This window comes from Acinetobacter sp. ANC 5045, from assembly GCF_004331005.1.
Lineage (GTDB): Bacteria > Pseudomonadota > Gammaproteobacteria > Pseudomonadales > Moraxellaceae > Acinetobacter > Acinetobacter towneri.
The window spans coordinates 1-6,785 of record NZ_SJNS01000036.1; the positions used below are offsets into that span (position 1 = coordinate 1).

5 protein-coding genes are annotated in these 6,785 nt (G+C 30.4%); 1 reads left to right on the forward strand and 4 read right to left on the reverse strand.

Features of this window, described 5'->3' with window-relative positions; translation table 11 throughout:
- On the reverse strand, positions 1-141 hold a 141-nt coding region (locus E0H79_RS14850; protein ID WP_131262048.1), incomplete at its 3' end, for a transposase.
- Between the two features lie 168 nt (positions 142-309).
- On the opposite strand from E0H79_RS14850, the gene E0H79_RS14855 reads away from it, so the two are divergent.
- A complete protein-coding gene (locus E0H79_RS14855; protein ID WP_228258801.1) occupies positions 310-696 on the forward strand; it encodes a hypothetical protein in 387 nt (128 codons plus the stop codon).
- Positions 697-710: 14 nt separating this feature from the next.
- On the opposite strand, the gene E0H79_RS14860 is transcribed toward E0H79_RS14855, so the two are convergent.
- The 3 genes from E0H79_RS14860 to E0H79_RS14870 all read right to left on the reverse strand — a co-directional run.
- Entirely contained in the window at positions 711-5,348 is a 4,638-nt protein-coding gene (locus tag E0H79_RS14860) for a hypothetical protein (protein ID WP_131262050.1), read from the reverse strand.
- 41 nt (positions 5,349-5,389) lie between these two features.
- A complete protein-coding gene (locus E0H79_RS14865) occupies positions 5,390-6,553 on the reverse strand; it encodes a hypothetical protein (protein WP_228258802.1) in 1,164 nt (387 codons plus the stop codon).
- Between the two features lie 76 nt (positions 6,554-6,629).
- On the reverse strand, positions 6,630-6,785 hold a 156-nt coding region (locus E0H79_RS14870), incomplete at its 5' end, for a transposase (protein WP_171458236.1).

A 6,785-nucleotide genomic window follows, 5' to 3' on the forward strand; every position in this document is an offset into this window, starting at 1 on the left:
CAATCCATGTTGCAAAGCGACTGAAGCAATTGAAACGTCCGGTGCTTTACAAGCCTGAACGATCTGCTGTTTAAATTCAGCACTGTATGTTCTTCGTTTTTTCGCAAGAGATGCGATGGATGTCTGATTATTTGTAGTCATAAATTTAAGTCCCCACTTGTTTCTAAGTGGGGACTAAATTAAGGCTTATAGGATGAATTCAGAAGGTGTGTTCAGCGGACGCTTACGTTTAAAGAACTTTCCCGTGTACTTTGTAGCTATAAGATTGACTCATGGCAAACGGTAGACTTTTGGGATAAAGTTAAACTTTTGAAAGTAGTAGATAGTAATGTTAACTATCAAAGTGTTTATCGGCTAATACTTCGACTAGTTAAAGATGGCTATTTAACGGTTGATGATGAAAAAAGTATATATGGACAAACAACCTATACTGAAGCTGAAAATTTGCATGATTTACGATCACAGTTTTGCATTGAGTCAACATCTACCCTCCAAGAACTAAATTTGAAAAAAGAAGAGTTTGAGAGCGAAATGATTTCATTAGAAGAAGAAATTGAAGCATTGCATGATTTAAAAGGACAATTTCCTGATATTCAGTTTAAAATTGAACAATTACGACAAATGAAAAGCAAAGAAATTAATAGCTTGAAAATAAAAATCAAAGCTATTAATTCTTTAATCAATTATTGTTCATAATATATTTTTTGGGATTATCCTTGTAGATATATGTAGATAGAATTCGGAGGTTCGCTACCAAACAGTTTTTTATCTCGTTCTTTCCCCCATTTTTTACAGCGATTATTTATATCATTTCTGAAACTCTGATAAAATTTTCGGAAAAGAACATTATTATTTAATAAGGAATAGTTCCATTTGTAAAATCTTGAATCTACAATTTTTGTAAATAAAATCATATATTGCCAAAACTCTTCATTATCCTTTGTAGATAACATTTTAGTGAACCAATATTTAGACCAAACATTTCTTTCATACATATATAAAGATGCTTTGTATGCCTCTCCAATTATCCCATTGAAATCTTTGTATGTATTAAATAGTTCTTCAGATAAAGAGTTTTCATTTAAACATCCAGTAACTAGGATTCCTCTAGCAATTTGAGATGGTTCTACACAATTGATTTTTTGATTAACATAATCGTAAATAATAGTCTCATTATTATTTACTATTGCAGCCAATACATGACTGTATATTTGTTGATCTGATAGCGCTTTATCTAATAGTTCAAATCGATATGAATTCAAATCTCGATTTTTACTCCCCCAAATTGACATCTGTTTTAGTGGGATTTTTTCATGGCCGATTGTTATATTGGTAAAAGAGTCACTATTGCTTATTTTGTTCCAAAGCAATTGAGCCTTTTGAGCATTATCATCAGAGTAAGTATAGGCTAGCAGTAAAATAAAGTTATAAAATTTAGATATATGAGAGCTTTCTAATTTAGAAAAAGTATTAAACCATTCATCTTTCAATTCTGGAGCTGAATTTGCTATGTGAGCAAATGCTTCTGGTAACATTCCATTTAAGATAAGATCGGCACCTTTTGTTTTTAAATAACTAATATAATTATCAAATTGATGATTTTGATTTTCATGTCTTTTCTCAAAAGCTTCACCAGATTCTGAAAGTGATTTTAGATTTTGCTCAAAGTTAACATTCTCTTCTATTCTGTCAACTGAAAATAATGAAGTAACATTTCTTTTTAATGATAAGTTTTCAATAATTTCTAAATCTGGAAAATCAATATTAGTATTGATAATAACTTTAAAGATAGAATCTATAGCAAATGCTATTCTTTGTAATCCTATAATTGAAAGATATTCACTAGCATTTCCATAGATATTAGGATTAATGTTTGCTACGGCAGTTTCTTCATCTACTAAATTATTTTTTGCAGATAGTAGCCATAATAATGAGCCATAAAATAACTCATAGTTATTAGCATCTGTTGTTAAACCTGACCAATTTATCTCAATAAAATCATTTAATAAACCTATATCCTCATTAATACTTATTGCTCTAAAAACCTCTGCTTTTATAAATGAATTATGACTATTTAAATGTTCCTTTAAAATTTTCTTATATTTTTCTGTTGGTTCTATTTCATTAATATTTGCGTAATAAAGTAAATTTAAAATTTGATGTTCTTGTAATTTTCTATCAAGAATTTGATCAAACTCTTCAGCTGTTATAGGCTCTATAATTTCTATAAGATCGATAAATACATTATCCTCTTTATTGAAATTAATAAGGACTTCAATTTGTTGAGTTGGTTCAATATGTGGAAGAATTTGCATAACTGAATATTGATTTACAAAGTTTTTATCATTTTCAGTCAATCCATCAAATAATTCTGAGTTTTTATTAAGCTTATGTAATTCTAATAATTTATCGACATGTTCTTTCGTGGATAAAATATTATGTTGATCTATATTTAATATACCACATCGTAAAGGGTATTTAGTTCGACTCAAAATATCGGTAATTAATTCTCTATGCTTTGATATAACTTCTGCTGATCTAAAGCGTGCAAGGCCAGTTTGAATATCATGTAGTAAAAGACTTTCTGATGTCTGATTTAAGTCATTCCAGATTTGACTTACATCTAGCTCATCACACACTTGAATAGTTTTAACAATATTTACTGGTTCTAGTGATTCAGGGTCACAGGGATCAGTAGAACAATAGTTTTCTATTCTTCTCCATCCATCAGAGTAAGCATCATCTCTAAGTTGCTTAGCCAGATTCTCCGCAAATTTTGCATCATTGGATTCACCTGTTGCATAAAGTATTCTTATATAAGCCCATTGCGCAACACTTGAATTGCTTGAAGAATTCAAAATTTTTGCTTCATTTAATAATTGCGTCCTTGTATTCTCCCAATCAACAAGGTTGTATCTAATTAAGCTAATAAAGTCTTTGTGTGGGGAGCTATAACTTGAATTTAAACTACAGCCAAAGCTCCATTTAGTAAATTCAGGTGCAAAATTGGCTAAAGGTTTTCCTGCTAAGATATGGAATGCCGTAATAACCAATGTATCAATATCTTTTTCGTTTTCAGTTAATTGAGAAATTAATCCTTTTTCAACTGACGATAGTTTATTTAATTTTTCTGAAATTTCGGCCTTATTCTTTTCAAGCGCATTTAAGCGATCTTTATCGTCTTTCTTTGAAAATGAGGAAAGTTTTTTTTCGGGCGATAATGAATAATATTGTAACCATTTTTTGATCTGTACTTCAATACATAGCCAAGATTGTGAAGTATAAGAGATACAAATAATCGACTTTTCGACCCAATTAAAATTTGGTTGATTGCCCCCATTCAAACATAACTCTTCCAAAATATTTATAAAATCAGAGATTTTCCTTTCAACAATTGTAGAAAAATAACCAAGATATGCCTCATCGGTATTTTGGAGAGAAACAAAACATGAAACTAAAGCGGTAAGAGCCTCACTAGAGTAATAATTAGGCTCAAATATCAATATTGTAAGACTAGAAATAATAATATCTGAGGTTTTATCTAATGCATTTATCGGCTCAATAATTTTAGCCAAACCATCGTCCAAATTTTTACCATTTCGCTTCATTCTATTTAATTGAAGAACGATTTCTAACCCTAATGAAAAACATAATCCTTCATCTCTTAATTTATATGAATTAAGATCATCTTCGATGACTTCAAAAAAACGGCCTTCAGCAACAGCGTTGAGATTTCCTTTAAAATAATTCAGATCATCTTTTTCATCCTTGACTAACTTATTTATAATTTCCTGTGCATGAGTCTGAAGACTTATTAAAAATTCAGAATATGTTATTTCTTCATATCTCTCAGATTCCATCTGCCTAATGTGTTCTAATAATATTCTATTGACATCTAACTCATCAATTTGCTGGATTTTCTGTTTACCGAATAGACTAATAGCGATATTGAGCAATCTAGGATTCAATAAAGAGTTAGCTACGCTAACTGTAAGTGTGGTGGGATTAATTTCTTTTTGGATTAAAATCTCATTTCTCTCTGCTTCAGACCAATCCATTACAGTTACTATTTTATAATCATTTATAATTTTTCTTTTGACTTTTTCATTAAAGAAGGTAGTTCTTGACGTAACTAAAATTTTAACTCTATTATTTTCAAATAAGTGAGAAATTGTATTGATAATAAGAGGCCAGTCTACATCTGGTTTCTGGTTTATTCCATCAATAGAGACTAGGAGGTTTATATTATGTTCACCTGAATCAGTTCGCCACTTTTTGAATCTATCCTTCCACTTTCCAACAGTAATTTGATTCTCTTCGTCATTTGTTTGTTCAATAATTTTTTTTATTAAAAAATATTCTAAATCATTATTACCTAATTGGCTAAAATCTTGAGCTGTCAAAAAAATATGTAAGGGTTTGTCTTCAAGGAATAACCAACTTTGTGCAGTAACCCACGATTTACCAACACCTTCTTTTCCTAGTATGAAATTAATATCTTCTGTAAATAAATTATGATGAATTGTATTAATTAGACGTTCACGAGGTAATAATTTCGGTAGATTTGGGTCATTAGGAGCTAAAGGTTGACCAAAACTATGTTTTGCTGCTTTGTTATTAGAGAATGATTGTAATAACCATTCTTGGTTCTTTTGTAATAGAAGTCTTAGTCCATCAAAATCTATATCTTTTTTTCTATGAAAGACATGACATTCAAAAAAATTATTGATGTAATCAAAGTCTAATGTTTCAAGACTCTCTGCACCAAAATCATTATGCGTTTCATTATGAATAATTATTGCTTTTGCAATTTTTGGAGAATCGTCTTGATGATAAGTGAAAACGAGTGAGCCAGAAATTCCTTCAAAATTCTTATTCTTCTCCACTAAATTTGGGTTTGAATTTAAATGACGATAAAAAATCATTGATCCAAAATATTTAGGCTTATCTAAATCTAAATTAATCCAATCTTTATCCTTTTCATTAAAACCCCTTGCAATATAAGATTCGGTATAAATTTCTTCATTGATGATTAATTTATCAGTAGCCCTTTCATTAATCTCAATAATCGTAAGATCTTTATTTTTATCATAAAATATTTTACTAATATTGAGTTTTTCTTGAGTTACCTCCTGTAATAAATGGAGATTTTCAATAGTAAATTCTTTAGGGCAGGTTCTACAACAGCCATCTTCTTTATTTTTGTAAGGGTCACAATTATCCTTTTGGTCACAAATACTATGTTTAGATGTTATGACAAATGATTTTGTCTCATCATGTGATAAAAAAAGGTACCCTGTAGATTCCGAATTTAGGGTTTCAACTTTGATTAAGCTCTTATGATTCATAGTATATTCAACTAGATAAATATTTGATAAAAATTAATTGCTCAGCAACTTTTTACTTTTTGGAAAAAGTTACTTTGTTGAAGGGCTGCACTTCTTCGATCACCATGATCAACAAGCCAATCAATAATTTTTAAAAATTTTTGTCGTAACTCTATTGGCATCGTTTGTTCCTTATCTATAAAAACTTGGATAAGGCTAGATATCCTTTGATATACGTACTCGTCCCAATTTAATACTTCACCTGAGGAGATTAATCCTAGAATTTGATCAGCATATAAATGTGATGGATAATTTTGGATTGATCGTTCGCACAATTTCAAGAATTGATAAATAACATATTCAGTCCAACCTGCTGTTCGGATATACTTATCAATTAAAGGTAAAATTATACCAATTTGAGACCAATCACCATTCACAAATCTACTTGCTGAAGGTGCTACTTGATCTTTTGAAACAAACATTAGGCATTTAGCTATATGTGGTAATTCATTACCAGTAATTTCACCAGCTCTGTGGCTCTGTTTATCAAAACATGATGCTTTTAAAAAGCGATCCAAACATAAATTTAAAACATCTAACGCATTTTCAGGTATATCCTGGGCATTATAGATATAATGATAAATGTAATTTTCAGTAAAGGGATAAATTAACTCCCAACAAGTGTCTTTTTTTAGACTAAGAATTGGAACAAGGAATTGTGATGTGATCTCTTCTTCAGGGAATATCCCAACGACCCTAGCTAAGGTACTAGATAAGCTATGATTCCATTCATAAATAATATCTTTATCATCAAACCTCTGATTCTTTTCAAGCCAAGAAGGTTCTTGTTTTGCTATAGTCCATTCTAAACAACTTTCTAAAAAATCGAGAATATAGGTTTGAGTGGTATCATGAAGTAATTTCTCAGGTAGTGAATGGACAACTTTTCCTGCAAGCTCATAATTCCATGGAGTATTTGATTTCACCCACCTCGAAACAACTTTATCATCGTGCCACCATTGATTGTAAATCTCAGCAATTTTTCTCTCACGCTCTTTGTTACGTTGTAAAGTTTCTTCATCAAGCTCTATCCACGGAGCATCAGGTTTTGGTAATGCACACCAATCATCATTTGATTTTAAATAGTTGTTTAGAAGTTCATATACTTGATCTAATTCTTTTTCTGCTTCAGAATATTTTTCTAAATTATGAATTCTATATTTCAAACGGCTCTTACATAGTGCAAATGAAAGATATATAGCAGTCCATGTGTACTTAGGGTTTATCTCAAATAAGCTGTCATTAAAAAGTAAACATGTATTCTTTTCCGAATTGGTTTGATACTCTCTCCACCCATTGCTCTATTTTATCAGCTGTCATGACTTGAAAATCTCGCCAATAATATTTCATCTGCTTCCATACCATCTCGATTCGATTTAACTCAGGGCTATAAGCTGG